Below are 25,282 nucleotides of genomic sequence, written 5' to 3'. Positions count from 1 at the left end.
CGCAGCACCAGCGGCACCACCCTGGCCAGCCTGCTCAAACTCTGCAACAACAACGGCACCTGGACCCAGTTCACCGCCGACCTCACCGCCTACAAAGGCCAGACCATCACCCTCTGGTTCAACGTCCACCTCGACGGCTCCACCCCCGCCGACGACACCTGGATGTACCTCGACGACGTCACCCTCACTAACGGCTGAGGCCGCCGGCATGGACGTGGTCGCGGTCGTGCCTAGCTCTTAACGCGAGCGGCGGCCGCGGACTTGGTTCGCAGCCGCCGCTTCCCGGTGAGTCTTAGGAGTTCCTGGTGGCGGCGAACATGCGGCGGAGCGTGAAGAAGCAACCCAAGGCGCCGAATAGCAGCGCCATCAGGAAATCGCCCATGTAACTCTTCACGAAATCCGGGTTGTTCGCCAGGTTGTAGTTCATCAGGTCCCACGGCTCGGAGCTGGTGATCAAGGACAAGGGCTGGCTATTGATGTACTTGGCGGCGTCCAGCCAGACTCCAGCGACGAAAGACAAAAGCGCGGTGGCAGCGGTGATAGCCGCTATCACCCACACACCCTTTCGGCTCAGCCCGCCAGCTCCCATCACATAGAAACGGGCCGCCATCGCGGCAGCGGCGAAGGTGACGAGCGAGGACATCCAGCCAAAATTCCAGATGACGAGCCACAGAACGACGCCGATCGGGAGGGCCGGGAGGGCGAACAGGGCGCCTCGGCCCACGTTCTCGGCGGTTCGAATCGGGCGAGCGGGCGGCCACACTGTTGCCTGAGTCTGGTTGGCTTCCGGATGCCAAGGGGGAATCTGCGGGCCGGGGGCATTCGGGGAGCTCATTCCGAACTCAGGCTCGGGACGCTGTGATGCGCCGTATTCGTTGCTGCCGGGCTGGGTGTTTTCCGGCAGGTTGGTGCTCTCGGTCATGGTTCCCCCAAAATTTGGACCGGTGCGATCGTATGGGTCATCCTTGCACGCAACAGAGGAAATTCGCCAGCAACTCACGGCAGACTGCGAGAAGCGTCCGGATGCCCGGCCTCTCCGGCGTGGGGTTCAATCTCTACGTAGTAGATCGCCCCAGCGCCAGGAGCATGGAGGCGGTGTGTTGTATGACGGATCGGCCGGTATTCGTGTCCGAAGGGGTCTCGCACAGTCACTCGTTCAAGATGATCCAGCCGCGCGAGGAGGCCATCGACGTCCCTGAGCGTTGCGGGGCGGGCCTCTTCTCCCGATACATCCAATACCCAGGGCGAACCGGTGGCGCTGCTGGCGAGTTCCAGGCTCAGGGTTTCAAATATTCCAGCCAGAAGGGCATCGAGCGTTGTGGGGTAGAGACGGAGCAATCGATGCGCTTTCGGTTCGCGGCGTCGATCGTTGATCCAGGTCTGGCGTAGCCACGTGAATTCGACTCGGCCGAACGAGGACCCCAGGGTCAGTTTCCGGCCCTTCTCCAAAGTCAAGTGGAAGTTGTTGCCCGCCCGGTCAAGAATGCTGGCTGCTTCGTCAACGTACTCAAGGTCTTCGAGCATGGCAGTTTTGGACGGATAGTACGTGAAATCACCGAGCTCATCGACAACGACGTAGTCTTCCGGATCCGCGCCGGCAAGCTCGTTATCGTGTGCCGTTCCTTTGCTGGGGGCGGTGCGTTTCATGGTGAATTCAGCTCCTACGAAGGGTCAGCCCGAATAGGCGGTGCGTCCTGTCTTCATCAGACCACCAAACGGAGCGGCCGTCGTCGCTCCTTAATGGTTTCCTTACGCCAGCAGGAGCACATTTAACGCCCGGCGTTCCCGGCCGTAACAGTCGATCTCGGCCCGCTCAGAATTACGCAACAGTGGCATGTTGTTATTACAGTAAGGATTGCCTTGCCTATCTCGTGACCGTTTCCCCCGACTCGTCGGGCCGCTCTGCATGAAGGGTATGGCTACCCCCAACCATTCCGGTCCCGGCCGGAACCCCTGAAAGGCCCCCCATGAAATTCGGCATCAAACCCGCTACGGCCCTTGCCGCCGCCACGGCCACGCTGCTGGCACTTTCTGCGTGTAGCGGCGCACCAAGCGGTACCGCAAGCGGTGGTTCAACGGCCGGCGCGGCATCCGGCGGCGACGGCATCGTCGTATACAACGCGCAGCATGAAAACCTCACTGGCGCATGGGTGGACGCCTTCACCAAGGAGACGGGAATCAAAGTTACGCTCCGCAACGGTGATGACCTTGAAATGAGCAACCAGCTCAGTGAGGAAGGCAAGAACTCCCCGGCGGACGTCTTCCTCACGGAAAACTCCCCGGCCATGGTCCGCATCGCGAGTGCCGGCTTGCTCGCACCGGTGGACCAGGCAACCCTCAGCCAGGTCCCTGCGCAGTACCGTCCCTCTACTGGCGACTGGACGGGCATCGCGGCCCGCTCCACCGTGCTGGCCTACAACAAGACCAAGCTCAGCGCAGGCCAGCTTCCCAAGTCCTTGATGGACCTCGCGGACCCTTCGTGGAAGGGACGCATCGGCGCGTCCACGGGAGGAGCTGATTTCCAGGCCATTGTCAGCGCGATGCTTGCGCTCAAGGGAGAAGATGCCACCCAGAAATGGCTGGAGGCGGCCAAAACCAACTTCAAGTCTTACAAGGACGACACTCCGGTGCTCGCAGCGGTGAACGCCGGCGAGGTCGACGCGGGAGTTTTGTACCACTACTACTCCTTCGTGGACCAGGCCCAGACCGGCGAAAACAGCAAGAACGTTGATCTCCACTACTTTAAGAACCAGGACCCGGGTGCGTTCGTCAGCGTCTCCGGCGGCGCTGTTCTGGCGTCCAGCAAGAAGCAGGCCCAAGCCCAGGAGTTCCTGAAGTTCATCACGGGCAAAGCGGGTCAGCAGGTTCTCCAGAACGGCGACTCCTTTGAGTACACCGTTGGCTCCGACGTGCCGGCCAACTCCAAGCTTGTGCCGCTCAAGGACCTCCAGGCACCTTCGGTGGACCCCGCGAAGCTCAACAGCGAGAAGGTCACCGAGCTGATGACCAAGGTCGGGCTCCTCTAGGCCGAGGACCGCCTAGCCGCCGCAGACCGCCACCCCTGTCCCGTCGAGGGCGGGGGTGGCGGTCCGTCAGTGCCCGCTCAGGGTGTCAGCCGGCGGCTGATCGCCTCGAACATCGCGGCGGCTGCAGGGCCCGCAGCAGGATCAACCGGCAGCGCTGTTGAAGAGAATTTGACCCCCACTACCCCTGACCTCCGGTTGATGTAGACCATCTGCCCGTGGATGCCGAGGCAGTATGCCGTATCCGCATCGTCCGAGAGGAACCAGAACTGGCTGCGGTACTTGCCTCCCGGCATCTCTTCCGCATGATCGCCAGCCGCGAAGGCCGTTGCGGAATCGGGGCCGCCGGTGAAGATGTCGTCAACCCAGTCAGACTCGAGGATCCGCTCATCGTTCAGTGAGACCCCGCCGTCGCGGATCATGGCTCCGAACAGGACCATGTCCCCAAGCGTGGCGCAGATGCCGCCGTCGAACATGCCCGTACCGGCCGCATCGAGGGAGATGAAGGCGTCATGGCGGGCACCCATCCGGGACCAGAGGACCTCAGAGGCGAGTTCTGCGAACTGCTTCCCGCTCGCGGCTTCGCAAAGCCAACCGAGCACATCCGTCTCGCAACTGCGGTATTCGAAATGGCCGCCGTGTTCACGGACCTGTTCCAAGGTCAGCAGGAACTCCTTGAGCGTGCCTGCTCCGCCGTTACGGGGCGCCCAGCCCACGGCCTCGTCCAGCTTCCGGACCTCGGAGCTGGCGTCGAGGTATTCCTCCGAGAACTTGATGCCACTGCGCATGTCCAAAATGTCCCGCACTGTGGCGCCGCCGTAGCCGCTAGCGCGGAGCTCGGGAACATAGTGCTCTATCGGCTGGGCGGTGTCGATTTTCCCTTGCGCCACTAGGACGCCGAGCACCGAGGAAACGATGGATTTGCTGACGGACATCAGCAGGTGCCTGGTATCGTGGCTCATCGCCCCGAAGTACTCCTCGACGAGAACTTCATTGCCGTGCAGGACCATCCAGGCATCAGTGCTGGTGGCCGCCAGGACTTCCTCGACGGTTCTGTCCGAGCCGTCCGGCAGGCGGACAACCACGCCCCGGAGCCCGAGGGGATCCTCAGGCATCGCCCGCTGCAGTGGGCTGGCAGAGTCCTTGGCCACGGCGCGAATCGCGGCGTTCGCGAACAGCTCATCCATGTGAAGGAAAGACCACGGCAGATTCGCTGGCTCCTGCCAGTTGTCAATGGTGACCCTGCTTTGGCCGGTGGTAATGCGTGACATGGTGTTCCTCCATCGGATCCGGCCCGGGGCCGGGTTTAGTGTGGGCCGCAGCAGCTTTGGTGCGGATCGGGCATAATCATGAAAGCGAATGGCATTCTCTTTCATGATTATGCACTACAACAACAGGATGGAATTTGCGTGAGTCGCGTACTCCTTGTTATCGACGTTCAAAACGACTACTTTCCCGGAGGCGCATACCCTCTTGCCGGTTCAGATATGGCGGTTGCCGCTGCCGCATCTGTTATTGAGATCTTCCGGCAGAGCGGCGAGCCAGTGGTGCACGTCCAGCATGTGTGGGACGAACCGGAGGCGAGCTTCATGCGACCGGGGACCGCCGGCGTCGAGATCCACCACGCGGTGCGCCCGCTCCCAGAGGAAGTTGTGATCACCAAGGCGTCGCCAAATGCCTTTATCGGCACTGAACTTGGCGCCGTGCTCAAGCGGCTAGAAGCAAGTGAGCTGGTGGTGGTCGGAATGATGACAAGCATGTGCGTGGACTCCAGTGTTCGGGCAGCCGCGGAACAGGGGTTCGACGTTGTTCTGGTCCATGACGCATGCGCCGCCCCGGATCTTGAGTTTGGCGGGGTCCGGGTCCCGGGCGAGATGGTTCACTCAGCATTCGTCGCAGCCCTTGGAGACGGTTTTGCCCGGGTGGTCTCATCCCGAGACGTCATCGCCTAGCAGCAAGGACCCCCGCTCAGCCGACCTTGAAGCCCCCGTTGCTGTAAAGAATCTGGCCATTCATCCACGAGCCCTGGCCGGAAAACAGGAATCTCACCAGGTCTGCCGTGTCCTCGGCCGTGCCGAGCCGACCGGCGGGCGTCGCGCCGATGCACCGGCTGCGCGTCGCGTCGTCCATCCATCCGGTGTCGATCGGGCCCGGGTTCACCACGTTCGCACGAACGCCCCGGTCTGCCAGCTCGACGGCGGCTGCTGTGACGATCCGGTCGAGGGCTCCCTTGCTGGCACCGTATGGCAGATTGTGAACAGTGTGATCGCTCGTCAAAGCGACATGACCAAACCTGTCACCGGACCAAGGGCTCCTGCAGCCCTGATGATGAGCTCAGCCGGCACCTCTGGATCGCTCAAGTCGCCCGGGACGAGTTCGACGGCGGCCCCCCAACGCGCGGCATTCGCTGGCGATGGACTCGGGGTCGTCGGCATTGCCCTCCAGTCCGACGCGATCGTCGTGCGGTCGCCAATAGTTGAGGGCGAGATCCCAGCCGTCGCGCGCCAAACCGACCGCGAGGCTCGCCCCGATCGAGCGCCGTCGACCGACCCCCGTCACAACCGCGACTTTCGAACGGCTCTGCATCGTCATGGTTCGATTCTAGGAAGCGGCCTTGGCCACGCGGGGAGGCACAGCCGTCACTGATCAGGAAGCAACCAGCCATCGGCGATCAGAAGCTCCCGGAGCGCGGGCCGGCTGAGCGGTTCCGGTCCGTCGTGGGCTTTGCGGCGGACCGAGACGAGCAGCTTCTTCACGCCGTCGGCGCTGATCCCCAGGCTCGCGCCGACATCGGCCATTGTCCCGCCCGAGCCGCCCAAGTACAGCGTGACGGCTTCGTGTTCGCGCGGGGTGAGGCGGATCCGCGGCCCCGGGACGTCAAAGACGCCGGCAAGCTCGGGCAGGACGAACTTCTCGCCGCGCGCCGCGGCGAGCACGGCTGTGGTGAGTACTTCGGCCCCCGCCGTCTTGGGTATGTAGGCCATGGCGCCGGCGTCGAACGCTTGACGGATCACCAGTGGCGTCGTGAGGCAACTGCACACCACCACTTGTGATCCGGTAGAGAGAATGGCCTGGATTTTGGAGCGCAACGGGATTCGGTCACCAAGGATGATGTCCAACAGGACAACATCTGACGACTGTCCCAATGAGGCTGCGAGCTCGGCCCAGGAGCCGAACCGGCCCACCACCTTCACGGTTGTGGCGTTGGCCTCAAGCCAAGAAGCCAGACTCTCCCGGAGCAGTGCGTGGTCTTCGAGGATGTCGACGTGGATCTTTGGCGCTGCCGCCTCGAACCGCCGCCGGAACAACCCCATTGGTGTTCTCCTTTATGGCCGACGACGCTAATCGTCAACCACTTTGCCGCCCCAGTTTCAAGATCCCGCCATACAGAGGAGCAAGAAATCCTCAAGATTCGGACACCTGGAAAGAAAGCAGCGGCCTGCCCTCCGGAGATCCTTGCGCCCCCGAACCCCGCACCGTAGGTTTGAGGAAGCGGACGTATACGTTCGGGGGCATCGGGTTTGAAACCGGTGGTCAGTCAGATTCAGAGAAGGAACACGGCCGTGGCAACAGGTATTGTCAAATGGTTCAACGCCGAGAAGGGTTTCGGCTTCATTGCCCCCGACGACGGTTCGGCGGACGTCTTTGCCCACTACTCGGCGATCGCCTCGAGTGGGTACCGATCACTGGACGAGAACCAGCGGGTCCAGTTTGACGTCGTGCAGGGCCCGAAAGGCCCCCAGGCGGAGAACATCCATCCCCTGTGACGTTAGGGCACTTTTCCTAAGGCAGTTCTGCAAGCAGCCGGCCCCACTTGGGAGCCAGTAACGGCGCTCCGGCAAGCTTGAGGCAATGCCACAGCGTCACCGCTACGGAATCCAGCACCGGCACCCCGGTGGTTTCCTCCACTTCCGCGGTGATGTTGGCGCCGTAAAGGTTCGTGCACAAGTAAATGAGCGCGTCCGGGTTCGAGGCGGCAAGTTCCAAGGACCCGGGCAGCATTTCCGCGTCCGTGACCCGGGCGAAGGATTCGTTGTTGCTGAGATCCATGTGGCGGTGGTCCACCGTTTTGATTCCTTCGCGCTCATATGACTCGATGACGGCTTGGTTCACGTCCCCGGTATAGGGCGTGAACATGCCGATCCTTTCCGTGCCGAACGTCTTGAAGGCCTCAAGGTAGGCCAACGTGGAGGTCGTGGCCGGGATCCCGGTGGCCTCCATTATTTCCCGGACCACGGCCTCGTCATGCGCGGCACCGAGCCAGGAGCCCGAGGTTCCGTTCCACGCGATGACGTCCACGTCCGCCGTCGCGAGCAATGCCGCGGCCTCCCTCATCACGGCCGAATCAAATTGTTTGTCCGAGGAATCATCCAGTGCAATGCGCGTGACCGGAATGCGCGTGAAGTGGATGGTGACGTCCTCGCGGTCACCCAGAATCCGGTAGCTCTGCGGCTCAAGGCAGGTGTTGGACGACGGCACGATCATGCCAATGCGGGTGGGGCGGTGTTCGGAAGGCATGGTTCTCCTAAGCAGAAACGGTGGCAGGAACGGACGGCGATTTTCGAGCGGACGGCGATTTTCGAGCGGACTGGGCGTCGCGGTGTGCGGCGAAGCCGTTTCGGGCAACGAAACGGCCCACGGGGCCGGGATCGTGGAAACCGCCGTCGTCGACCACCACGCGTCCGGCGGAGACGACGACGGCGGGCCAGCCGTTCAGCGTCTTCCCCTCGAAAGGCGAGAAGTCGGTTCCCATGTGGAGCGCGCCGCCGTCGACCTCGCGTTCTTCGGCGGGATCAAAGATGACCAGATCGGCGTCGAACCCTGCCGCGATGGTGCCCTTGCCGGGCACGGCGTTGATCCGCGCGGGACCGGCCGAGAAGACCTCGACGAAGTCCTCCACTGTGCTGTTCGGCGCCATCGCGGTGAACGTGACGGGCATTCGGGTCTCGACGCCGGGCAGCCCGTGCGGCATGAAGCGGACATCGTCGGTGCGCTCGCGCTTTTGTGAGAGGTCGTAGCAGGAGTGGTCCGAGGACACCGTGTGGATTGCTCCGGCCGCGAGACGTTCCTTCAGCGCGGCCACAGTTTCAGCACTGCGCATGGGCGGGCAGCAGGCATACCACTCGGGGAATTTTGAGCCGTAGACGGTGTCATCCAGCGTCAAGTAGTGCGGGCACGTCTCGGAGTAGGCCTCCTGGCCGCGTTCGCGGGCCTCAGCGACCAGATCCACCGCGCCGGGCGTCGACTGATGCACAAAGTAGACCGGCGCTCCCGTGTACTCCGCCATGGCGAGGGTCTCTTTGACGGAAGTTTCCTCGGCGAGCTCGGGCCGAGTGGAATGCAAGTGCTCAATGCCGATCCGGCCGTCCGCGGCGTGCTGTTCGGTGCAGTCGGCGATGATGGGATCGTGCTCCGCGTGGATGTATGTGAGTCCGTCCAGACGCACCATTTCGCGCATGACTTTCAGGATGGTGTCGCCGTCGGCCATGGTGGAACCGCGGTTGGTGGTGTACATCTTCACTGAACGGACGCCCTCCCTGGCGAGCTGCTCCAGCTGCCATGGCATGGTCTCGTCCCAGCTGACCACGGAGCCGTGCAGAGCCACATCGCACCGGGACTCGGCTGCCAATCGCTTCTTGTTCAGGACGGCGTCCAGCGGTGATTCCTGGGCGTCACGCGGAATACCAAAGTCGATGATGGTAGTAGTGCCGCCCCACAGGGCTGCGGTTGAGGTGGTGCGGTAGTCGTCGAGGGTGCGGAAGCGCCCGGTCACCTGGGCCACATGGCAATGGCCGTCCACACCGCCGGGGATGACCAACTTACCGGACGCGTCGATGGTACGCGCGGCTGCGGGGACCGGTTCTGTGGCGTCGATGAGCTGGGTGATGCGGCCGTCGTCGACCACGACGTGTGCGGCCTGCCGGCCAAAGCTGTTGACTACGGTGCCGTGGGCGATGACGAGATCGGGGATGTTCACGGTGATCCCTACTTTCCGGCTGGAACGGCCGCTGCGACAGCATTGGCGGTAACTGAGGTGCTGGCGGCGGACTGGATGGCGGTCAGGGCGGCGTCGAGGGTTTCGGACAACCCCCGGCGGTGCTTGACGGGCGGCGGGGCAAAAGCGCCTTGGCGGTGGAAACCGGATTGCAGCGCCACAACCGCTTCGGTCATGCGGATCCCGGCGGAGATCCCGTCCACCACGGGCACGGGGATCTGTCCTTCAAGCTCGCGTGCGAGTCCCGCAAGCGGGGCACCTGCCAGAATGACGACGTCGGCGCCGTCCTCCGCGACCGCCTGCCGGCTCAGCGCCAGGAGGGTCTCCTTGAAATCCTGTTGCACCGTGCCGATGCCGTTGAGGCTCTGGTTGATGGAACGGATTGAAGCAAGCCGGCTGCCAAGCCCGAAATGCTCCACGCAGTCCCGGTACCAAGCAGTGATGCGGTCCGAAATGGCGATGATGGAGAAGCGTTGGCCCTGCAGGGCCGCGGCGCAGAGGGCGGCTTCCGTGATCCCGATGACGGGCACGTCGCTGAGCTCCTTGAGGGCGGGCATCCCGGGGTCGCCGAAGGCGGCCACGACGACACCGTCTATGCGGTCCGCCGCCGGATCGCCCCCGCAGTGCTCGGCGATGATTTCGGCGACGGCCCCGGCTGCGATGAGGGCTTCGAAGCGGGTCTCGATGTATTCGACGCCATGTCCGGCGGTCCGGACGATCAGCTCGGTGTCAGCCCCCGCCGAGCGGCGGGCTTCGGCGTCGATCAGCGCGGTGACATCCGCGCTGATGTTGGGATTGATGACTAGCAATTTCATGGTCGTTTGCCTTGCAGCTTGAGTTCTGTGGCGGGCTCGTTCTGGGGGAACTGCTCGCGGTACTTTCCAATGTGCGACGCCGATTGGGTAGCGGCGCGCTCCGCATCGCCGCTGGCGATGGCGGCGTAGAGATCGCGGTGTTCCTGGATCAGTTCCGGCAGGTCGTCCACGTGGCGGAAAAGCCAGTGCATGCGGCCCTGGAGCGGTTCCAACGCGGTGCGGAGAAAATCGTTGTTGGCGATGGCCGTGATGGCATCGTGGAATTCACTGTTGGCGCGGTGCGCCTCGAGGATTGAGCCTTTCGCAAGGAAGCGATCGGCTTCATCGAGGAGCCCGGCCAGGTGCTTGAGGTCCTTGTCCGTGGCGCGGGCCGCTGCCAGGCGGCAGGCGAGGACTTCGAGTGACTGGCGGACGTCGAAGAGGTCCTCGACGTCTTTGGGGCTCAAGCCTGCCACTTCGGAACCGCGGGAGGCCCGGTCCTGGATGAGGCCTTCCTGCCGCAGCATGCGGAGGGCTTCGCGGATGGGGAGTCGCGAGACGTTGAATTCGGCTGCGAGGTCCCTCTCCACCAGCCGGGTGCCGGGCGCGTAGTGACCCTCGAAGATTCGCGAACGGATGGCGTCCCGCACGGATTCCCGGAGGGGACGGTCCGTGGTGGGGGTTTCTTCTGCAATCAGCATCTTTGCTCCATTCGTGTTCTTTTGGGTCATTGCGCCCGGCAACCCGGAGGCGTCCGGCCGTGCGGCGGTTCAGGACCGCACGGCCGGCCCGGTCAGGCGAGTTAGACCGGAAGCCGTTTGTTGTAGTTCAGGGTCAGGACGGAGACGCCCATGATCACGGCGGATCCTACAAAGTACAGCAGTGCCCAGGTGTAGGAGCCGGTGGCCCCGACAATCAGGCCTACCACAATCGGGGTGACGAACCCTGCGATGTTGCCACTGAAGTTCATGGCACCGCCCAGGACGCCAGCGTTGGTGCGGCCGCCGAGGATGGCCGGGATGGACCAGAAGAGGCCCACCCAGCGCAGGAAGAACAGGACCACCGAGAGGAGCACGACGGCGGTGATCGGGTCTGCGACGACCGTCACGCCAACCAGGCCGCCGACCACCACGACGCTGGAGATGCCCAGCAGCGTGCGCATGACCAGGTTGGCCGAGGCGCCGGCTGCGCGCCACTTGTCAGCGATGGCGCCGCCGAGGATTTCGCCGACGAAGCCTGCACCGAAGATCACGAAGGTGGACCAGCCGATGGTGTTCAGGTTGAAGTGCTTGGCCTGGGCCAGGTAGAGCGGGCCCCACGTCAGCAGGCCGTAGAACACGCCGTTGAATCCGAGCCAGCCAAAGCACATGGCCCAGAAAGAGCGGAACTTCAGGTAGGGGAGAAGTGCGCGCTTGCCCTGGACGCCGTCCTTCGTGGCCTCGGCGTCCTCCTCGGCGTGGGAGGCCTCGATGTAGTCGGCCTCGGCAGCGTTGACGGCTTTGTGGTTGCGCGGATTGTCCCGGACGTACCACCAGACCGCCAGGCCCATGAGGACGGTGGCCGCGCCGGCGATGATGAACGAGTAGCGCCAGCTGCCGGTTGAGGCGATGAGCCAGGTGATGAGGATGCCGCCCAGGCCGGCGCCGAGCGGGGCGCCTGCGTCGAGGATCGTGGCGCCGCGGCCGCGCTCCTTCTTGTGCATCCAGATGGCGTTGAGCTTGCCGCCGGCCGGCATGACGCCCGCTTCAGCGACGCCGATCCCCAGGCGGGCGATGAACATGCTGAGGAAGCCGCCGGCCAGGCCGGATGCTGCCGTTGCGGCACCCCAGCCGATGCACGACGCCGTGACGACCTTGCGGGGGCCGAACTTGTCGATGAGCAAGCCGACCGGGATCTGCATGAGGGCATAGGTCCAGAAGAATGCCGAAAGCAGGAGGCCGACGAGCTCCGGTGCGAGGTTGAATTCCTTTTGGATGATGGGCAATGCCACGGAAATGGAGCCGCGGTCGATGTAGTTGACGGCTACCAGGACCAGCAGCAGGACGAAGAGCCTCCAACGGACGCTCGTGCGTCGCTGCACGCGGTCCTTTTCTTCTGCTTTTCCTTCGACGGCATGCGCTTCTGTTTCGGTGTTTTGGAGAGACACAGTTTCTCCTTCAGGGGAGTTTGAGGAGCGGGGAAAGTCTTGACTTGTTGAGCTGGGTGCGGGTTGCCGCGGCAGCCGGACTCGCGCCGGCGGCAACTGTGGCGGCCGGTCCTCTTTCTGGGAGGAGGGACGCTGCCGGTTCGTTGGGTCCATTTGGGATCCCGCTTTGGGATCCCAAAATCAAAATTAGATGTGACCCGGCGCACTGTCAAGAGTTTTGGTATACAAAGCGAAGAAACAGAATGTGACCGGGCGTGAAGTATGGCGGAATGTAGGCTCACTCACCCGAGCGGCGCAGGGAATGGGATACCGACACGATCCCTAGGCTTGCCCGGGTGGGGCATGGGATACCGGGGTGTTCGCGCGCGTTCCTGCCTGCCGACACGCTGTCTACCCCACGACGCGCTGTCTACCCCACGACGCGCTCCAGACCCCACGACGCGCAACTGGTTAAGCGACGAGGAGAAAGTCTGGCGACGCGGGAATACCGGTGTCGATAGGGATATCCCGGGTCACGAGGCGTTTAGGGCGTCGAGAGGCGCCCAGGATTGGGAGGGCCTAGCTCGGGTTGAGGTCGGCGAGAGCCGTCAGCGCCCGCTCGGGATGTTCGGCGATGCGGTTGAGGACGTACAGCCACCACTCGCCACCGAAGATGACGTACTCGCGCGTCCTGTAGCCGTCCCTGTGGAGCCGGTCCAGTAGATCGGTCCCCAGCCCGAGGAGCATCTCGAATTCAATCGCGTCGGTCTTCAGTGCCTCGCCGTGCCTGGCGACGAGCGTGTTGACGAGTTCGTCGTCGTGCGTCGCGAGCGAGAGTGAGTGGCCGGAGAGGATGAGCTGGCTCGCCAGGTCGAGGTAGGCGGCAATGAGTTCGACGCTGTTGCGAGGGTAGGCGACGGACTCGGGTTCAAGGAACGCGCCTTTGACCAGCCGGACCGTACCCGGGTAACGAAGGACCCGCTCGAGGTCTCCGGGGGTGCGGTGCAGGCGGGCTTGGAGTGTGATGCCGACGCGGGGGATCTCGGCTGCGAGCTCTTCGTACAGGTCGAGGACCAAATCGGTCCGATCCGAACCTTCGGCTGAGATCATCAGCCCCGTTCCGTACGGTTCAGTGATCGCGGCAAGCTGGCGTACATGGTGGAGGGCCAGATCGCGGTCCACGAGAGCGCCGAGGTGGGACAGATCAAAAGAGATGGTGCTCGGTACGCCGCTCTTCCCGAGGGTAGCGCCCAGCTCAAGGAACACCGCTGCTTCCGAGCGTGCGAGCTCGGCGTTGCGCACGCTCTCGCCGGCGTATTCGATACTGGCGGCATGCCCGCGGGCCACCGCCGCCGCAGCTACCTCGATGGCGTCAGCCGCGGTGTCCCCGGCCGAGTATCGCCTTGCCACGCGTGAAGCCATTGTCGCCAAGGCTGGGGTGGACATGACACGTTGCTTCAGGTCTTCATCCAATGCCCACGTCCGGAGGGTATTGGCAGCACGCTCAAGATCAATCTTCGTAGTCACCCGACAAACTGTACCTGCGGAAATTGCCGGCACCTGCCTCGGGTTCACGATGCGAAATCCGGGTGCCCCTGGGTCTTCGCTACTCCTCCGGGAAACACCAGACCGTGATGCGTACGCCGTCCGGATCCGTCGTGATGCGGAGCCGTAGATCCCGGCCTACGAGGGCTTCATGCCCGTCCTCGCTTGCCAACTGGTCCGCGAGTTTGCTGATGGCAACGGCCATCGCACGGCCCCAGTGGTGGGGATCCCGGCTCGTGGCCACCGCCTCGGCGCCGTGCTGGCCGGGAACGGACACCCCTGCGGAATCCAACTCCCTCATGTCCATGGCGCTCATCCCGCCACCACCTTCCAGTTGTCGGCCGCGTTTAGTCCCGGTCTTTGGCGTCGGCGCTCCGGGTGTGCGCCAGGATTTCCGCCAACTCGGCGAGCCGATGTGCGCGTGCCGATTCCGCCGGCGTGAACGGCTCGCCCGGCCGGGAGAACAGGAGCGGTCCGTGCCAGGCGGTCGGAATCTTGAGGAGCGTCGTGGAGGGCCCGACGGCGGCGCCCGCCTCAGCGGCCGACCCAACAGGTTCCTGGGTGACGATTTTCGCCGAGAGGAGTTCCGCAACCGCCAGCGGCAGTTCGTCGGGGTTGTCGGCGATCCGGGCAGCCAGGCTCAGGGCCTTGGTCTGGCCGTCCGCCATAGCGAGTGCCGTGGTAGGCCACACGTGCGAATCCCGGCCGCCGCCGTCGTCGAGCGCTCTCAGCAGCTCCTGCTCGCCGAGGTGGCCCGGGGCGGACAACACGAATTCGTCCAGGACGGCGCCATCCACGGGGTGGACATGGATGCTGAGGATGTTGATGTCAGTCCGAGCGAGCGATTGGGTGATGCGTTGGAGGGACCCCGGCCGGTCACGGAGCACGGTCCTCGCCCGCCAAAGCGCCGGGGCCGAATGGAGCTTCCTGCGGTGGCGGAGGGCCGGCGCGTGGATCCAGCGCCGCAGAATCCTGGCCGCGGAGGGCTCGGCGACCCAGATGACCAGGACCGTCGCGGTCACCGTCAGGAGGAGCACCTTGGCCAGGTAAGGAAGTTGCGTTTCAACCACGGCGGCGTGCACGAGAAGTTCGATGGGCAGCATCACGGCGATTTGGGCCACGGTGACCCGGGCCTTCGGAGCCTCGGGCATCTGGCCACACACTTCGCAGGAGAGCTCGGCTGTAGCGGAAGTCCTCGTGTTCGGCTTCATGGCACTATCGTGCCCGAGCCCTGTTTCAGGTGGGTTGCGTCTGCGTCACGATCTTGGGCGGCACTCATGCGAGCCAGTTCGGCGCCGACCGGACGCGCCGAACTGGCCGTAGCGCCCGAAAATTAGCGGGCGTTCTCGTTGCTCTTGTTCGCGGCGGCAAGCTCGGTCAGGAGGTCGCGGATTTCAACAAGCAGGGCGGTGTCGGCCGGCAGCGGTTCGTCCTCCGGTTCTTCGATGGAGGCGCGGCGCTTGGTCAGTTCGTTGATCTTGTTCATGGGCGCCACGAAGATGAAGTACACCACGGCGGCCGTGATCAGGAAGGTTACGAACGCCGTGATGACGGCGCCGAAGTTGACGAATGTCTTCGCGTTGTCCGGCCAGATCGAAAAGCCCAGGCCCTCGGCGTTGACCCCGCCGGCGGCGGCGATGACCGGGTTGACGATGTTGGTGGTGAAAGCCGCCACCAAGGCTGTGAACGCGGTGCCGATGACGACGGCAATGGACAGTTCGATGATGTTGCCGCGAAGAACGAAGTCCTTGAAACCTTTGAGCATGGAATATCCTCCGGTGGGTACGAGTCTCTGGCTAAATCAGAGATCAAACTACCATTCCAAAGTTTCAAACGGGTGTATCGGACCCAATTTCGCTCGGTCAGCCTAGAAGGGCACGGGTGTGGTCGTTGAGGAATATTCCGCGCGGATCGAACTCCCTCCGTACTTGGATAAAGGTGTCCAACTCCGGGTAGAGGCGTTCCAAACGGCTCCTGGTCATGAAATGGATCTTTCCCCAGTGTGCACGTGGCTCGAATTCCTGCAGCACCGCATCGGCATCACGGAAGAACTGCCAGTAGTCGGTCCCGGGTTCGGTAGTCAGGGTGATGACGGTGGTGTCGCGTCCCTGGAACTGGGACATGTAGCCCTCGTCGGCCTTCACCCAGCGAACCTCCACGGGGTATTTCTGGTCAGAGTGCTTGGTTCGGATCAGGTCCTGGACGGCCTCGACAGCGGCCAGTCCAACGTCGCTCGGCACAAAGTACTCGAGTTCATGGAACGGCGTGGTGAATCCGCCCGGGTAAATACGGTACGAACGGTCCAGCCGGGCACCTTCCGTACCCGAAATTTGCTCGTCCTGGATCTGCGCGATGTTGTACCGCTTGGTGTAGCTGCGGTTTGCCATGCTCAGGCCTGGCGCTCCAGGGAGGTCCAGGAGCTCGCACGAGCCTTCTTCCGGGCACCAGAGGAACGAGTAATGCCTGTTCGCGTCGATGTCGGACTGCCACGTTGCGGTGGTCTCGGCCCAAGTGGGGTACGTGATTTGTTCTTGCAGGTAGTAGCGGTCCTCAACCGCCAACTCCACCTCGAGGAAGATCCCGAGCGTACCCAAAGCTACCTGAGCGGCCTTGAGTTCGCGGAGCTGCCCCTCGCCGATTTCGACGATCTCGCCGTAACCATTGATCAGCTTCACCCAACGGAGGTTTGACGAGAAGCTCCCCAGATCCTTCCCGGAGCCGTGGGTGCTGGTTGAGAGTGCCCCCGCGATCTGCTGCTTATCAATGTCGCCTTGGTTGGCCAGCGCGAGGCCTTGCTCCCACAACGGATCGCCGAAGGCATTGATGGTGGTGCCGGCAAGGGCTCTGGCACGACGCCGGACAGGGTCGCTTCCGGTGATCCCCGATAGTGCGGACATGTCCATCAGGACGCCCCCCGTCTGAACCAGTGGCGAGGACGAATGCCCCGAGCCGACCGCCCGCACGGGCAAGCCTTCGCGGATCGCGAAACGAACGGCGTCGAGCGCTTCTTGTTCAGTCCTCGGCCGGACGGTGAAGGCTGGCGTGGCGCTCTGGTTCCCGCCCCAGTTGGTCCAGGTGACGTCTGTTCCGAAAGGGGCCGGCGGGGTGGCTGCGCGTGCCGAGGATGATGTGTGGGGAAGGTTCGCGGTGGTCATTGCTAAGCTCCGTTGCTTGTCTGAACGCTCATGCGCCGTGGTTGATCATGAGGTGCTTGGTGCGGGAGTAATCGTCCAGGGCGTAAAGGGAGAGATCCCGGCCGTAGCCGGATCCCTTGAACCCGCCCCACGGTACCTCGCAAGCCAACACCAAGTGTGAATTGACCCAGACGGTGCCGAAGTCGAGTTGCTTTGGGACGCTCAACGAGAGGCTTGAATCCCGTGTCCACACCGAGGCAGATAGTCCATAAGGGCTCTCATTCGCCCGTGTGATGGCCTCTTCGGTGGAACTGAAAGTCTCGACCGTGACCACTGGCCCAAAGATCTCGTGGGTGGCAACATGCGCCCCGGCCGGGACGTTGCTGATGACCGTGGGTTCGATGAAGTAACCCGGGCCTTCCAACGCAGAACCGCCGACGGCCATGTGCAGGCCAGCAGCTTTTGCCTCGACCAGCGATTCCTTGACGCGTTCGAAGTGTGGGCGGGAAATCATGGGTCCGATTTCCACGTCGTCCCCTGCCCCTGGAGCCCCGACCACCAGGGTGCTGACTTCGCGCACCAGGTGTTCCGTGAACTCGGCAGCCACCGACTCGTGCACAAGTACGCGGCATGCGGCGCCACAGTCCTGGCCGGCATTCCAGTAGCCGGCATTGCGCACCCCAGCGGCGGCCGCGCGGAGGTCGGCGTCAGGAAAGACAACAACCGGAGCCTTGCCGCCGAGTTCCAGATGGACGCGTTTGACCGACTTGGCCGCGGTTTCAGCGACGGCCTGTCCGCTGACAACGCTCCCCGTCAAGGCGACGAGGGCAACGTCAGGGTGTTCGGAAATCCGCTGTCCGACGGTCCGGCCCTGTCCCGTCACGACATTGAGGATTCCGTCCGGAATGCGTCCGGCCAGAAGCTCTGCAAGCTTGAGGGTCGAGAGCGGCGTCTGCTCGGACGGCTTGAGGACGATGCTGTTTCCGGCGGCCAGGATGGGCGCGATCTTCCAGGCAGCCATCAGGAGCGGGTAGTTCCACGGGGTGATGACGCCAACCACGCCCACGGGCTCCCTGAGGATCACCGAGGTGTGCCCGGTTGCATAGTCGCCACCAGCCATCGACGTCAGAGTGCGGGACGCTCCGGCCATGAAACGGAAAGTGTCAATGGTGCTGGAGACATCGTCCTCCGCAACGGCTCGCGGCTTGCCGGTGTTGGCGGACTCGATGATTTCGAAGGCTTCACGATTGGCTTCAATGATGTTGGCGATCAGGTTCAGGACCTCGGACCGCTCCTTCGGTGTGGTGGCGCCCCAGGATTTCTGCGCCGCCACGGCTGCTTCAACAGCAACGTCGACGTCGGCGGCTGTGCCGGCCTTTACGGAGGCGATGACCTGTTCAGTGGTGGGGTCAACGACATCGATGAAGTGGGTGGAAGAGCCCGGAACAAACGATCCGCCAATGAAGTGCCCGCCGGGAGGCAGAGGCAGTGGCAAGATGCCTGGGACGTTGTGGGCCGCAGGGGAGTTGTTGTCTTCGCTGACGCGGCGGACGGTGAACTGTTCGGTGTCAATGAGTGTCATGATTTTTGCCTTTGTTTTCTGGCGCCGGTCGCGGCGTCGGTATGGGGAGTGCGGGCCTGGGCCCGCGGTGTGTCAGACCAAGTCGCTTGCGAGTGCGGGGGCCTGAAACGGTACGGCCGCGGTCTTCTTCCGGAAGGTGCGTGCCGCGACGTAGTAGAGCGGAGCAACCACGACGAGGCCGATAATCCAGGAGAGGTCCACGCCGCCCATGGCCGCCGCGACGGGCCCGGTGTAGATCGCTGTTGCCGAGAATGGGAGCTGGACCAGGGCACCTGCCACGTAGGAACCGATCGCTACCCAGTTGAAGCGGCCGTACACTCCGCCGTCGCGCTTGAAGAAGTCCTCAACCCTGTAATCGCCGTGCCGGAGGAGGTAGTAGTCCACCAGGTTGATGGCCGTCCAGGGAACCAGCACGTACATCAGGAAGGAGAGGAAGTTGGTGTAAAAGAGGATGAAATTGTCGCGTGCGAACAGCGAGATCAGGAGTGCGAGTGTAAAGAGGATGATTGCCGCAACGCTTCGGGTCTTGGCGCGAGGCAACCAGTTCGGCTTGAACGTCTGCCCAATAGTGAGGCTGCACAGGACGCCGCAGTAGAGATTCATGGCGTTCGACGCTGCAACGCCGAGGCAGAAGATTCCCACGACTGCCAGTGTCCATGGCTGGAGCAACGCTCCCATGCTGCCGACGATTTCGACGTTGCCAGCGTCTGCGCCCATCGTGACCGCGAGGGTTCCCACCAAGGCACCCAGGAGCATCGGGAAGAGCGTGCCTAGGACGCAGCCTGAGTAGGAGGCCCAAAACGCCGGGGCCGATCCGGTGCCTTGAGGCATGTAGCGGGAGTAGTCCGAGACGTAGGGAGCGTAGGCGAGTTGCCACAAGGCGGATACGGAGACGGTGGCCATGAAGCCAACCCAGTTGAAGTTTCCCTGGTACAGGAAGGTGGCGGGCAGCCCGTGGACGAGCATGATCCAGACGAAGGCGAGCAGCAGCGCCAAACCAGCCACGATGCTTAGGAAGCGTGCGTAGGCGTGGATGAGCCGGTAGCCGAAAATCGTGGCAACAACGCTCACGACGCCGATGATGATGATTCCTGCGTCAACACTGATGTCCGGGCTGACCGCGGCCATTGCTTCGCCGCCAAAGACAAGGTTCGCGGCGAAGAATCCGACGTACATGATCACCACGATGACCACGATCAGCAGCGCCCCGAAGGAGCCGAATTGGCCGCGGGTCTGGATCATCTGCGCCACGCCCAATTGCGGTCCCTGGGCGGAGTGGAGCGCCATGAATATGCCACCGATGACGTTTCCAAGGATGATTCCCACGATGGCGGGCACAAAGCTGAGCCCGAACACCGTTGTTGCGAGTCCGCCGGTGACGATAGTCATGATCATGATGTTGGAACCGAACCAGATGGTGAAGAGGTCCCGGGCTTTCCCGTGACGTTCATTCAACGGGATGGGCTGAATGGTCTTGTCTTCGAGCCGGGGCACTTCGGTGGCCGCGGCGGGATTGCTTCGGGTGCTCATGATGCGGTCCAGGAGGCTGCTTGCAATTCGCGGACGGCGTTCGTCTCGGCCTTGCCGCGATTCACCATCAGCGCGAGAAGGTCGAAGACGAGGGTCGCCGCGGCTACCGTGGTGATGTCTGCGTGGTCGTAGGCCGGAGCGACCTCGACGACGTCTGCTCCGACGATGTTGATGCCGTTCAGGCCGCGGAGCAGTGCCAGAAGTTCGCGCGAGTGGAGCCCGCCCATCTCGGGAGTGCCGGTGCCCGGCGCGTAGGACGGGTCCAGGACGTCGATGTCGATGGAGACGTAGACCGGGGTGTCGCCGAGTCGCTCCTTGACCCGTTGGATGGCTGCTGGAACACCGATGACATCCAGATCCGAGCAGCGGATGATTTGGAATCCGAATTCGTGGTCGCGGAGGAAATCGTTGCGATCGTAGACCGGCCCGCGGATGCCGACGTGCATGGACCTATCTTCCACAAGGAGGCCTTCTTCAAAAGCCCGCCGGAAGATGGTTCCGTGGGTGACCGGCTGGTCGAAGTAAGTGTCCCAGGTGTCCAGATGGGCGTCGAAGTGCAGCAACGCGACCGGCCCGTGGACCTTGTTCAAGGCCCTGAGCATCGGGAGGGCGATAGTGTGGTCGCCACCGATCGAGATGAGCTTCTTGTCCTCGCCGATCAGGGGGAGTGCCTGCTCTTCGATTTCGCGGACGGCCCGGGTGATGTCGTAAGGCGTGCAGGCGATGTCGCCAGCGTCGACAACCTGGACTTCGTATACAGGCTCGACGTCCAGTTCGGGGTGGTAGCCGGGGCGCAGCAGCCGGGAGGCTTCGCGGACTGCGGCAGGACCGAACCGGGCGCCTGGCCGGTAGGACGTTCCGCCGTCGAACGGCACGCCGACAATCGCAATGTCGTAGTCCGGAACGCGGTCGATTTGGGGGAGCCTGGCGAAGGTGCCGAGGCCTGCATACCGGGGGACTTTTGTTGCGTCGACGGGACCGATGGGCTTGTGCGTTGTCATTCCGGGATCCTTTGTGCAGTGCTGCCGAGCTGCGATGCCCGCAGCGTTTCGGTGTTGGGAGGGGTGCTCGCCTTTGAGCGGGAAGTAGGTAATCCAATTCTTAGTGACGTGCATCACGGCGTATAGCGGTAGATTGACTACAAATGGCCGAGGCCCTTATACGTTTGTCTAAGGGCCTCTGAGTTGGCCGGAAACCAAGGCGCTGGGAGCATATTTCATGGCGATCACTGTGGCTGAGCTCGTGGCGGAACCCCAGCTCGGGCTCACGCTTTTGGCCGGATATACAGGCAGGGACAACCGAATCACCTGGGCACACACTTCTGACCTGCCGAGGCTGTGGGAATGGGTCACCGGCGGCGAACTGATGATGACCAACGGCCTGTCCATCCCGGCCGACGCCCAAGGCCAGGTTGCGCTCGCCGAGGCGCTCGTCGATGCAGGTGCCAGCGCCCTGGCCATCGGGGAAAAGATGCATGCCCCGGATTTGTTGCCCGAGTTTCTGGCGGCATGCGAACTGCTGCCGCTGCCGCTGATTAGCATTCCGTATCCGTTGCCCTTCATCGCCATCGCGCGAACGGTAGCTGAGGCTTCCTTGCTGGAGGAATCGCGGCGCCTGCGGCAGACGGCCCGGGTTTATGACCTGCTCCGTACGGCGGGAACATCCGAGGACCATTGGCAGGGCCTTATCCAAGGCCTTGAGGCCGAGCTCGATGCGGATCTGTTCGTCGTGGACCGGCGCTGCCTTCATCCCTGGCATCCGGATGCTGAGCCGCTGCCGGACTTCCTGAAGGCGGAACTGGCGCCCTTGACAGGGCATATACCCATGACCGGGAAGAAGTTCCAATGGCATCGGCTGCGGGACCGGCATGTGTTGATGATGGACATCCCCACTCACTCCAATGCGGTGCTAGTGGTGCTGCCGAAAAGCGATCCGCACCCTGACGCCGTCGTGCTTCTGCATGCGGCGACGGTGCTGGGGTTGGAACTCTCACGGTCGGCCCTGTCCCTGGAAAGCCGGCATCGCCTGGCGGGCGAATTCCTCCTGCAGGCGTTCGATGGACGTCTCGGGATCGCGGAACTGGAGATCAGGCTCACTGCTTTTGATATTTCGGCGCAGAGTTTTGTGGTGGTTTCGATGGGGGCCGACGACGGCGGGCGGCTGGCGGATATTCACGTCGAACTGTGGCGCCACGGACTTCAAGCCGCTTGCCTGAGGCGTTTCAATACACTTCATGTGGCGATATCAGCAGCGGTGGCCGATGACGTTTTGATCCACTGCGCGGGGCCCGGGGTTCGGATTGGCATCAGCTCGCCTACTTCTGCCGGGGGCGTCCAACGTGCGCTCCAGGAATCGTTGTGGGCGCTCGGTTCAGCGAAAGGCAATGCCGTAAACCTGTCCCGTTACGCCGAGGGGCCCTCGTGGCTGGGGCTTACCAGTTTCGAGGAGGGGACGGCGTTGGTTCAGCAGCTGCTCGGCCCGATCTTCACGTATGAACAGAGCCAGGAAGGCGATCTCATCGTGACTTTGAAGACCTACCTGGACACCCAGAGGTCGTGGCAAAAGACTGCCGCTGCGCTTTTCGCCCATCGCCAAACCATCATTTACCGCATCCGGAAAATCAGCGAGTTGACGGGGCTCGACATGACCGAAACGTCCACGCTGGCCCAGCTTTGGTTTGCGCTCCAGATTCATGAGGCCATGCACAAGTAAGCCCCGCCCCGGAGAGGACGACGCCCTCGCTCGCTGGGTGAAGCGAGCGACGGCGGCCTTCTCCTTTAGTCCATCGGGCACGGCCAGGGTGCCTTGCTGTTGATTTGCGAGGTGGCTGTTATTGTCCGCTCCGGGCACCCGCGCGGATGGACACGTCTGCGGCATACTGGTCCGACTGGAGCTCGTCCTGGAACCTCGCGTAACGGGCCAGGTGGGCTGGACGGCGGCGCAGGAAGAACCACGCGACGCCGAGCATGATGAACCAGGCCGGCGTGAAGAGCAATGCCGTCAGCGTGTCCGGCTGGGTGGTCAGCGTCCAGAGCACAAAGGCGAAGAACGCGAAGACCACCCACACCATGGGCAGTCCGCCGGGCATCTTGAACTTGGACGCGACGTGCAGCTGCGGGCGACGACGACGGAATGCGATGTAGCTGGCCAGGATGATGGACCAGACGAAGACGAAGCAGACGGCGGACACGGTGGTGACCATATCGAAGGCCTTGCCGACGTCCTGTCCCGCGTACATCAGGACGACGCCGGAGAGCAGAAGCACGCAGGAGAGGAACAGGGCGTTGCGGGGAACCTTCCGCCGGGACAGGCCACTGAAAAGGGCTGGGGCGTCGCCTTCCTGGGCCAGGCCGTACACCATGCGCGAGGTGGAGTAGATACCGGAGTTGGCCGAGGACATGGCCGAGCTCAGCACCACCAAGTTGACCACGGTGGCGGCTGCGCCGAGGCCGGCCAAGGAGAACATGGCGATGAATGGGCTGTGGCCGGCGGCGAACTGGGTCCAAGGAGTGACGGACATCAGGATGATGAGGGCGCCCACGTAGAAGAGGAGCACGCGCACCGGGATAGAGTTGATCGCCCTGGGCAGGTTCTTCTCCGGGTCTTTGGCTTCTGCCGCAGTGGTGCCGACAAGCTCAATGCCCACGAACGCGAAGACCGCGATCTGGAAGCCGGCCACGAAGCCCATGAATTCGTGTGGGAAGAAGCCGCCGTGGCTCCAGAGGTTGGTGAGGCTTGCTGGTCCGGCCTCGGACTGGAACCCGCTGAAAATCATGAACAGTCCCACAACGATCAGTGCCGCAATCGCGATGATTTTGATGAGGGCGAACCAGAATTCTGTCTCGCCGAAGGCCTTCACCGTGGTCAGGTTCAACAGCAGCAGGATCGCGATGGTGGCCAGGCCCGGAAGCCACAGCGGGAGGCTCGGCCAGAGTTCCTTTGAGTAGCCCGCGATCGCAATGACGTCCGCGATACCGGTGATTACCCAGCAGAACCAGTATGTCCAACCCGTGAAGAAACCTGCCCACGGACCGAGGAGGTCAGCGGCAAAGTCGCTGAAGGATTTGTAGTGCAAGTTGGACAGCAGCAGTTCGCCCATGGCGCGCATGACGAAGAACAGCATGAAGCCGATGATCATGTACACGAAGATCACGGACGGCCCGGCTGCGGAGATGGTCTTTCCGGAGCCCATGAACAGGCCTGTGCCGATGGCCCCGCCGATTGCAATCAGCTGGATGTGCCGGTTGCTGAGCTGCCGTTCAAGATGCGGTGTTTCACTAGCTATGGCGGGCGGTTGATGAATCGTCATGAGGAACTCCATCGTTCAAGTGGCATCATGGTGCCACGATGATTCGGGGTTCCTCCCCGCTCTGTATGGGACCTGAGAGATTCCGCGGCCTCGTGCTTTCGCATGGTTCCGCTTTGCACCGTCGGTGAGCCCGGGTTCCCGGACTGCTTTCCAGAGTTGCCTTGCCGCGGCGGTACATGGGCCTGAGAGTTTCCTGGGGAGGATTTGCTCCTACGGCGACTGCAGAATGTACTGGCAGGACTCTCCCGCCGCAGATCATCAGCGTATTCAGTTTGGGTGAATCGCGGTCTTGGGGCCGGCTTGTACCGTCCGTGGCCAGCTCCTTCAGGGCGGCCACCCGACCCAGTGTGGGATAGCTCACTAAGGAATGTCAACTCCGGCTTTGCTTCGTTTGTCCCCGCTTGATGCCGTTTGTCGATCACTATTTCCGATACCGGATGCGATGTTGCCCCGGCGCTGGCGTTGTGTGTATGGTGTGAGCCGAATCACCCAAATCTGAATATGCCTTTCGAACCGTGGCGGGAGAGTCCTCCCAGTCATCAACCGGGCAGGCGCCGTAGGAGCAAATCCTCCCCAGGAATCTCTCAGGCCCCCGTACCGCCGCGGCGAGGCAACTCTGGAAAGCAGCCTGGCTTCGGTCCGGCTCACCGACGGTGCAAGCGGAACACAACGTGACAATGCGTTCTGCGGAATCTCTCAGGTCCGATACAGAGCGGGGAGGAACCCAAATCGAAGCCGTGCCATTGTGGCCGGCCCTACCTTGGAGTTCCCTTTGACTATTCATTCAACCCCCACCGCTTTTGCAGACCGGCATATCGGCTCACGACGGCAAACCGATGTTGACATCATGCTCAAGGCCGTCGGCTACGACAGCGTCGATTCGCTTGTAGACACCGCGGTTCCCAATGACATCCGCCAGGACAAGCCCCTCACCTTGGCCGACGCCCTGAGCGAGGTGGAAGTTCTGGCCGAACTTCGCAAGCTGGCGGCCAAGAACAAGACGGCCGTGCAGATGATCGGGCAGGGCTACTACGACACCGTGACCCCGCCGGTGATCCGCCGCAACATCCTCGAATCCCCGGCCTGGTACACGGCCTACACCCCGTACCAGCCGGAAATTTCCCAGGGCCGCCTCGAGGCGCTGCTGAACTTCCAGACCATGGTCCAGGACCTCGTGGGCCTGCCGATCGCCAATGCGTCCCTGCTGGACGAAGCGACCGCCGTCGCCGAGGCGGTCCTGATGAT

General features: G+C 63.1%; 23 protein-coding genes, 2 pseudogenes and 3 riboswitches. Of the genes and pseudogenes, 6 read left to right on the top strand and 19 right to left on the bottom strand.

All coding sequences use genetic code 11. The annotated features are described in order from the left end of the window. On the top strand, nucleotides 1-198 hold a 198-nt coding region (locus tag AC1DJW_RS25370), incomplete at its 5' end, for a hypothetical protein (protein ID WP_476902840.1). A gap of 94 nt (nucleotides 199-292) precedes the next feature. Here the strand turns inward: AC1DJW_RS25370 and AC1DJW_RS25365 are convergent. Together AC1DJW_RS25365 and AC1DJW_RS25360 are read right to left on the bottom strand one after the other, a co-directional pair. Beyond that, a complete protein-coding gene (locus AC1DJW_RS25365; protein WP_476902839.1) occupies nucleotides 293-922 on the bottom strand; it encodes a hypothetical protein in 630 nt (209 codons plus the stop codon). Between the two features lie 74 nt (nucleotides 923-996). Then, nucleotides 997-1,647 (bottom strand): hypothetical protein, encoded by a 651-nt coding sequence (locus tag AC1DJW_RS25360; RefSeq protein ID WP_476902838.1) that lies wholly within the window; start codon nucleotides 1,645-1,647, stop codon nucleotides 997-999. Nucleotides 1,648-1,967: 320 nt separating this feature from the next. On the opposite strand from AC1DJW_RS25360, the gene AC1DJW_RS25355 reads away from it, so the two are divergent. Next, nucleotides 1,968-3,026 carry an iron ABC transporter substrate-binding protein gene (locus tag AC1DJW_RS25355; protein ID WP_390281973.1) on the top strand — a complete coding sequence of 353 codons (1,059 nt, stop codon included), beginning with the start codon at nucleotides 1,968-1,970 and terminating at the stop codon, nucleotides 3,024-3,026. Between the two features lie 77 nt (nucleotides 3,027-3,103). Here AC1DJW_RS25355 and AC1DJW_RS25350 read toward each other — a convergent pair whose 3' ends face one another. Further along, the gene (locus AC1DJW_RS25350) at nucleotides 3,104-4,294 is read right to left on the bottom strand and encodes a serine hydrolase domain-containing protein (protein ID WP_476902837.1); all 1,191 of its coding nucleotides are present in this window, start codon (nucleotides 4,292-4,294) and stop codon (nucleotides 3,104-3,106) included. A gap of 138 nt (nucleotides 4,295-4,432) precedes the next feature. Between AC1DJW_RS25350 and AC1DJW_RS25345 the strand changes: the two genes are divergently transcribed. Continuing rightward, on the top strand, nucleotides 4,433-4,975 hold the full coding sequence (locus AC1DJW_RS25345; RefSeq protein ID WP_476902836.1) for a cysteine hydrolase family protein: 543 nt from the start codon (nucleotides 4,433-4,435) through the stop codon (nucleotides 4,973-4,975). A 16-nt stretch (nucleotides 4,976-4,991) separates the two neighbouring features. Here the strand turns inward: AC1DJW_RS25345 and AC1DJW_RS25340 are convergent. Continuing rightward, nucleotides 4,992-5,615 (bottom strand): annotated as a pseudogene (locus AC1DJW_RS25340) (SDR family oxidoreductase). A gap of 47 nt (nucleotides 5,616-5,662) precedes the next feature. Beyond that, nucleotides 5,663-6,337 (bottom strand): response regulator, encoded by a 675-nt coding sequence (locus tag AC1DJW_RS25335; protein WP_476902835.1) that lies wholly within the window; start codon nucleotides 6,335-6,337, stop codon nucleotides 5,663-5,665. Between the two features lie 249 nt (nucleotides 6,338-6,586). On the opposite strand from AC1DJW_RS25335, the gene AC1DJW_RS25330 reads away from it, so the two are divergent. Continuing rightward, nucleotides 6,587-6,790, top strand: a complete 204-nt coding sequence (locus tag AC1DJW_RS25330; RefSeq protein ID WP_078107248.1) for a cold-shock protein — start codon at nucleotides 6,587-6,589, stop codon at nucleotides 6,788-6,790. A 16-nt stretch (nucleotides 6,791-6,806) separates the two neighbouring features. On the opposite strand, the gene AC1DJW_RS25325 is transcribed toward AC1DJW_RS25330, so the two are convergent. The 13 genes from AC1DJW_RS25325 to speB all read right to left on the bottom strand — a co-directional run bounded on the left by AC1DJW_RS25325 (nucleotide 6,807) and on the right by speB (nucleotide 20,729). Then, nucleotides 6,807-7,541, bottom strand: a complete 735-nt coding sequence (locus tag AC1DJW_RS25325) for a maleate cis-trans isomerase family protein (RefSeq protein ID WP_284756140.1) — start codon at nucleotides 7,539-7,541, stop codon at nucleotides 6,807-6,809. 7 nt (nucleotides 7,542-7,548) lie between these two features. Continuing rightward, complete coding sequence (locus AC1DJW_RS25320) at nucleotides 7,549-9,000, bottom strand: amidohydrolase family protein (RefSeq protein ID WP_476902834.1); 1,452 nt, start codon at nucleotides 8,998-9,000, stop codon at nucleotides 7,549-7,551. An 8-nt stretch (nucleotides 9,001-9,008) separates the two neighbouring features. Then, the gene (locus AC1DJW_RS25315) at nucleotides 9,009-9,833 is read right to left on the bottom strand and encodes an aspartate/glutamate racemase family protein (protein ID WP_476902833.1); all 825 of its coding nucleotides are present in this window, start codon (nucleotides 9,831-9,833) and stop codon (nucleotides 9,009-9,011) included. Continuing rightward, nucleotides 9,830-10,513: a GntR family transcriptional regulator gene (locus AC1DJW_RS25310; RefSeq protein ID WP_306964555.1), complete on the bottom strand. Its 684-nt coding sequence runs from the start codon at nucleotides 10,511-10,513 to the stop codon at nucleotides 9,830-9,832. The genes AC1DJW_RS25315 and AC1DJW_RS25310 overlap by 4 nt, the downstream gene beginning before the upstream one ends. Before the next feature lie 101 nt (nucleotides 10,514-10,614). Then, nucleotides 10,615-11,958 carry an MFS transporter gene (locus tag AC1DJW_RS25305; protein ID WP_476902832.1) on the bottom strand — a complete coding sequence of 448 codons (1,344 nt, stop codon included), beginning with the start codon at nucleotides 11,956-11,958 and terminating at the stop codon, nucleotides 10,615-10,617. Between the two features lie 558 nt (nucleotides 11,959-12,516). Next, nucleotides 12,517-13,464: a proline dehydrogenase family protein gene (locus tag AC1DJW_RS25300; protein ID WP_476902831.1), complete on the bottom strand. Its 948-nt coding sequence runs from the start codon at nucleotides 13,462-13,464 to the stop codon at nucleotides 12,517-12,519. A 79-nt stretch (nucleotides 13,465-13,543) separates the two neighbouring features. Beyond that, entirely contained in the window at nucleotides 13,544-13,798 is a 255-nt protein-coding gene (locus AC1DJW_RS25295) for a hypothetical protein (RefSeq protein ID WP_476902830.1), read from the bottom strand. A 31-nt stretch (nucleotides 13,799-13,829) separates the two neighbouring features. Beyond that, nucleotides 13,830-14,693 carry an ACT domain-containing protein gene (locus AC1DJW_RS25290; protein WP_390281963.1) on the bottom strand — a complete coding sequence of 288 codons (864 nt, stop codon included), beginning with the start codon at nucleotides 14,691-14,693 and terminating at the stop codon, nucleotides 13,830-13,832. 122 nt (nucleotides 14,694-14,815) lie between these two features. Beyond that, nucleotides 14,816-15,247: a large conductance mechanosensitive channel protein MscL gene (gene mscL / locus AC1DJW_RS25285; RefSeq protein ID WP_284756127.1), complete on the bottom strand. Its 432-nt coding sequence runs from the start codon at nucleotides 15,245-15,247 to the stop codon at nucleotides 14,816-14,818. Between the two features lie 97 nt (nucleotides 15,248-15,344). Beyond that, nucleotides 15,345-16,637 (bottom strand): D-arabinono-1,4-lactone oxidase, encoded by a 1,293-nt coding sequence (locus tag AC1DJW_RS25280; protein ID WP_476902829.1) that lies wholly within the window; start codon nucleotides 16,635-16,637, stop codon nucleotides 15,345-15,347. 28 nt (nucleotides 16,638-16,665) lie between these two features. Further along, on the bottom strand, nucleotides 16,666-18,198 hold the full coding sequence (locus AC1DJW_RS25275) for an aldehyde dehydrogenase family protein (RefSeq protein WP_476902828.1): 1,533 nt from the start codon (nucleotides 18,196-18,198) through the stop codon (nucleotides 16,666-16,668). A 72-nt stretch (nucleotides 18,199-18,270) separates the two neighbouring features. After that, nucleotides 18,271-19,728: a purine-cytosine permease family protein gene (locus AC1DJW_RS25270; RefSeq protein WP_476902827.1), complete on the bottom strand. Its 1,458-nt coding sequence runs from the start codon at nucleotides 19,726-19,728 to the stop codon at nucleotides 18,271-18,273. Beyond that, nucleotides 19,725-20,729, bottom strand: coding sequence for an agmatinase (gene speB / locus AC1DJW_RS25265; RefSeq protein WP_284756123.1), 1,005 nt, complete (start codon nucleotides 20,727-20,729; stop codon nucleotides 19,725-19,727). Before speB ends, AC1DJW_RS25270 begins: the two co-directional genes overlap by 4 nt. A gap of 217 nt (nucleotides 20,730-20,946) precedes the next feature. Here speB and AC1DJW_RS25260 point away from each other — a divergent pair, with 217 nt between their 5' ends. Then, on the top strand, nucleotides 20,947-22,440 hold the full coding sequence (locus AC1DJW_RS25260; RefSeq protein ID WP_476902826.1) for a PucR family transcriptional regulator: 1,494 nt from the start codon (nucleotides 20,947-20,949) through the stop codon (nucleotides 22,438-22,440). Between the two features lie 118 nt (nucleotides 22,441-22,558). On the opposite strand, the gene AC1DJW_RS25255 is transcribed toward AC1DJW_RS25260, so the two are convergent. Beyond that, complete coding sequence (locus AC1DJW_RS25255) at nucleotides 22,559-24,037, bottom strand: amino acid permease (protein ID WP_476902825.1); 1,479 nt, start codon at nucleotides 24,035-24,037, stop codon at nucleotides 22,559-22,561. A 51-nt stretch (nucleotides 24,038-24,088) separates the two neighbouring features. Beyond that, a riboswitch (glycine riboswitch) is annotated at nucleotides 24,089-24,196 on the bottom strand. A 1-nt stretch (nucleotide 24,197) separates the two neighbouring features. Beyond that, nucleotides 24,198-24,295: riboswitch (glycine riboswitch) on the bottom strand. A gap of 251 nt (nucleotides 24,296-24,546) precedes the next feature. Next, a riboswitch (glycine riboswitch) is annotated at nucleotides 24,547-24,647 on the top strand. A 150-nt stretch (nucleotides 24,648-24,797) separates the two neighbouring features. Here AC1DJW_RS25255 and AC1DJW_RS25250 point away from each other — a divergent pair. Continuing rightward, nucleotides 24,798-25,282, top strand: a pseudogene (locus tag AC1DJW_RS25250) (glycine dehydrogenase (aminomethyl-transferring)); the annotation flags it as partial.

The organism is Arthrobacter sp. 05L417 (assembly GCF_056397865.1).
Note: the sequence above shows the minus strand (reverse complement) of the source record. Positions and strands in the feature narration are given on the sequence as shown.